Annotated in this window: 4 protein-coding genes; 1 reads left to right on the plus strand and 3 read right to left on the minus strand. The window is 58.6% G+C overall.

Features of this window, described 5'->3' with window-relative positions; genetic code table 11:
- The 3 genes from HKN37_00180 to HKN37_00190 all read right to left on the minus strand — a co-directional run.
- Positions 1-913 (minus strand): hypothetical protein (locus HKN37_00180; GenBank protein ID NNE45054.1); only part of this gene is annotated, 913 nt, incomplete at its 3' end.
- Positions 913-1,827 carry a phosphatase PAP2 family protein gene (locus HKN37_00185; GenBank protein NNE45055.1) on the minus strand — a complete coding sequence of 305 codons (915 nt, stop codon included), beginning with the start codon at positions 1,825-1,827 and terminating at the stop codon, positions 913-915. The genes HKN37_00180 and HKN37_00185, both read right to left, overlap by 1 nt.
- Before the next feature lie 12 nt (positions 1,828-1,839).
- On the minus strand, positions 1,840-3,216 hold the full coding sequence (locus HKN37_00190) for an alpha/beta fold hydrolase (protein ID NNE45056.1): 1,377 nt from the start codon (positions 3,214-3,216) through the stop codon (positions 1,840-1,842).
- 144 nt (positions 3,217-3,360) lie between these two features.
- Here HKN37_00190 and HKN37_00195 point away from each other — a divergent pair.
- Positions 3,361-3,818: hypothetical protein (locus tag HKN37_00195; GenBank protein NNE45057.1), on the plus strand; the 458-nt coding region annotated here is incomplete at its 3' end.

Below are 3,818 nucleotides of genomic sequence, written 5' to 3' on the forward strand. Positions count from 1 at the left end.
GTGCCGAAGCCGGAACTACCACCGGCCCGCCGTCAAAATCAGCGTGCTTCGTCACGCGTTCGATGACTTTCGTTTCGACATCCACTGTCCAGATATCCCAGTTCCCGGTGCTGTCCGGGCGGGCGCCAAAGGCAAGTCGCCGGCCATCAAGCGACCATGACGGAACCAGATCGTTACCGGCCCGCTCGGTGAGACGCGTGATCTCGCCACTCTCGACCTCCAGCATCGCGATCTCACTCTGCCCGTCGACGAGCGTGTCGAAAGCGATAAACTGACCATCCGGAGACCACGCCGGATGACCCACGTACACACTGTCCTGCGTGAGCCGCTCAGGCACAGGCGACGGATCACGCAGGTCAAGCGTGAAGAGATCCCATCCCTTCACGTCGCGCCGCGCGAACACGATGTGGTTGCCGTCCGGCGACCACGCGGGATAGCGATCCGTCTCGGCGTCGTTCGTAAACCGTTTCTCCCGGGAGCCGTCCCTGCGTGCCACGTAGAGATCCTCCTGACCGCGACGCATCGCCGTGTACGCAATCCGCCATCCATCGGGCGACCACACAGGTGCTACGTCCCCGTTGGGGTCTTCGAAGAGATCGCGGCCCTCACTGACGAGCATCGCCCGGCGATCATCGTACCGGGTGTAGACAATGCGGTCCCTGTGCGAATCGTACCGGACCGACGACTCGGGGGCGGGAGAATCCGCGACGTGAATGAATTCCCCTGAAATGGCCTGAACGGCATAGACGTCGCCACCCCCGCTGCGACCCGATGAGAACACGATCCATTCCGAATCGGCGGTCGATTTCTGGACCCAGGCCTGGGCACGCACGTGGCTGCTGCCGACGAAGAGAACCGTGGCCAGCACAAGATATGCCGTGCGGGGACCGGACCGACTCGTGATCACCTTCATCACGCTGAACCCCGTGCAGACCGGTGCGGGACCGGAATTCGCATCAACCCCCGCCGCAAGTACGGCGCCACGAGGGCACACAACACCGCGAGCAGCACCCCGGCCAATGCATCGATGGCGAAATGGTGCTGGACATAAACGGTCGAGATCGTCATCCCGATCGCAAGGCTTGTCAGCACGATATTGGTCTTTTTGCCAAACCACTTGTAGCCAGCAATCGCCAGCGCCGTCATTCCCGCAACATGCGAACTCGGGAACGCCGTCCCCAGTGAATCACCCGCTTCAGTCAGACCCTCCACCAGTCTGTAGAAGAATCCTTGCGTGTGCGGACCGTCAAATCGACCTACACTCATCTTCGGTCCCTCCACGGGGAAGAAGAGGTAGATAACGAAACATGCCATATAGGTGAGAAAAAGCCGAAAGACAAGATCTGTTGTCGCATCGTCACGCTTCTGATATAGAAGTGGCAACGGACTGCCGAAAACGACCGGGTAGTATGTGAAGTACAGCAACAGCATGATCTCGCTGAGCCACACGTACGGCATCGCGGGCAGCCAAACTTCCTGCAGGTGAACACCGAACAGCGCAAGATCCCAGCCCATCACGACGGTGTCGAAAACAGAATCATGCAACTCTGCGTGAATCAACCCGGCCTCGGTCCAATGAAGACCGATGAAGATCAGAGGATAGACCAGACGAACGAGGGTCAGCGGCCTGCTGCCGCCACTTGCCATTCGACTGATTACGACCGGCACGAAGATGGCGATCACATGGGCCGCCACCATCGCCGGAACGATCGAAGCCTCCCCCCACGACATCGCCCAGAACACCGCGAACAGCGCCTGCACAATCATCAGCAACCGGTCGACCGGCCGAAGCACTTGCATAGCCTGGCTCGAAAAGTCACTATTCATGGGTCCTGGGTCTTAGCGTCCATTCCGGGGCCTGTCAAGTTCTAGACGCGGGCGCAGCCAGTCGAGAATCGTTGGGATCAAGTCGGGCGAGCGTGTCCACGGCTGATAATAGCGATCCGGCCACTCGCCGTCACCCACGAAACCGGACGTCAAAGCGATGCTATGATTTACTTCGGCGAGCACCACGATCTCGAAGTCCGCATTCCCTGCTTCCTCCAGTAGATTCTGCAATACGGGCACGTTCACTTCCGGCGGCACTACGTAGTCGTCCTCGCAGTAGATGGCCAGAAGAGGAATCCTGGTGTTCCGAAGCGCCTCGGTTGGATCATAGTCTTGCCGACGGCGATAGTAGTCGAGCTCAGGATTTGCGAGACTCTCCGGAAGATCCACGAACCTGGCCCAGCGCTTCGAGCGGGCTGTCTCAATCAGCGGTTTGAATGCGGACCATTCTGCCCCATCGTACGAGAGCTCAACAAGCCGCTTCTGGTACTCGAAAGCTGCTCTGAATTCGTCGTCGGTGAAGGACTCGTCCGACCTTCGCATGAGGGCCTCAATCACATGACCCTGCTGGTACGCGAGGCTTTCTGCAGGGCCCACCAGCGTCACTATGAAGGCGACATCGTTTCTCTCAGCAGCGACCACGGGCACGATCCATCCACCCGCACTGTTCGACAGCAGTCCGAGATGATCACTGCTGATTTCGGATCGGTCCCGCATGAAATCAAGACCTGCAGCCACATCCTCGACGCGATCCAGGCTTGTGGCAGTGGCATTGTCACCTGTGGAGCGGCCTGTGCCCCGTGCATCAACAACAAGACCGGCTATTCCGAAACGCACGAGCGTACTTGCAAGGTCATACGAGCCGTATCGGCTGCCGTAGCCGCGGCCGGCCACAAAAACGATGGCCGGGTACGGTCCAGGACCATCCGGCAATAAGAGCGACCCGGCCAGCGTATCGCTACCCGCCCGAAAGGAGACTTCTTCCTCACGAATTCCAGGCAGCGGAAAATCCAGAACCCGCTGTAGAAACACGGTCTGGGTGACCTCTCCTTCATTGACCACCGTACCGCGCAATTGTCCGCGCCGGAGATCGACAAGCAGGTCCATTTCATCACCGAAGAGCCCGGACTTGAGGCGACCTCCTTCGTATCGGAACGGGTAAGGAAACCTTGAATAGCCACTGTAGGGCTGCGTAAGTGTCGTGTGTAAGCTGTCATCAACCACTTCAAACTCAAGCTCGAAAAGGATGGGAGTCCCGTTCTCGATAGCGGCACCGGACCATCGCCCCTCGAGACCGGGGGGCACCTGTGCGAGTGATCTACCCGGTCCGCAAAGCACCAGGAAGGTTGTCAGGAGCAGAGCCCTGAGAAGAGGACGAGTCGTAGGCATAGAGGTGACGAAAACGGTTATCTTGGAGAACTTTTGAGATCCCGATAAAATACATCTCCAGCCCGGTTTGTCTGGACTGCAGCTTTTTCCGCGCAGGGCAAGACATGTCGGCACCCTTGAGCATTTTAGGAATAGTGTCCCCAAATGGCCAACAACGGTAACAACTGTCCCGCGCGGGTCTTTCCCGTCCTGACGGGCCTTGTCGTCGTCGCTAGCACGGTAGCCGTCACCTCCAACGCACAGCCCACCATCTACTGGAGCAACACGTACGCGGGTTCGCTGCAGCGAACAGTCGTCGGCAGCGGCGAGGTCGAAGAGCTCTTCGATGGATTCGTAGAGCGGCCGCAAGACCTCAGGCTCGACATCGACAGTGGAAAACTGTACTGGTCGGTCGCCATCGAAAATCCTTCGCCGAACAACGCGATCATCCAGCGTTCAAATCTCGATGGTTCAGATTTCCAGAACGTCGTGTTTTCGGGCTTCTGCAATCCGTATTGCCCCGTGACCGCAATGACGGTGGATGTTGAGCGGGACAGCCTGTTCTGGTTCACGTGGAACGGAGCGTTCCCGGCGATTCATAGCCTCTTCAGATCAGATCTCGA

Source organism: Rhodothermales bacterium (assembly GCA_013002345.1).
GTDB lineage: Bacteria > Bacteroidota > Rhodothermia > Rhodothermales > JABDKH01 > JABDKH01.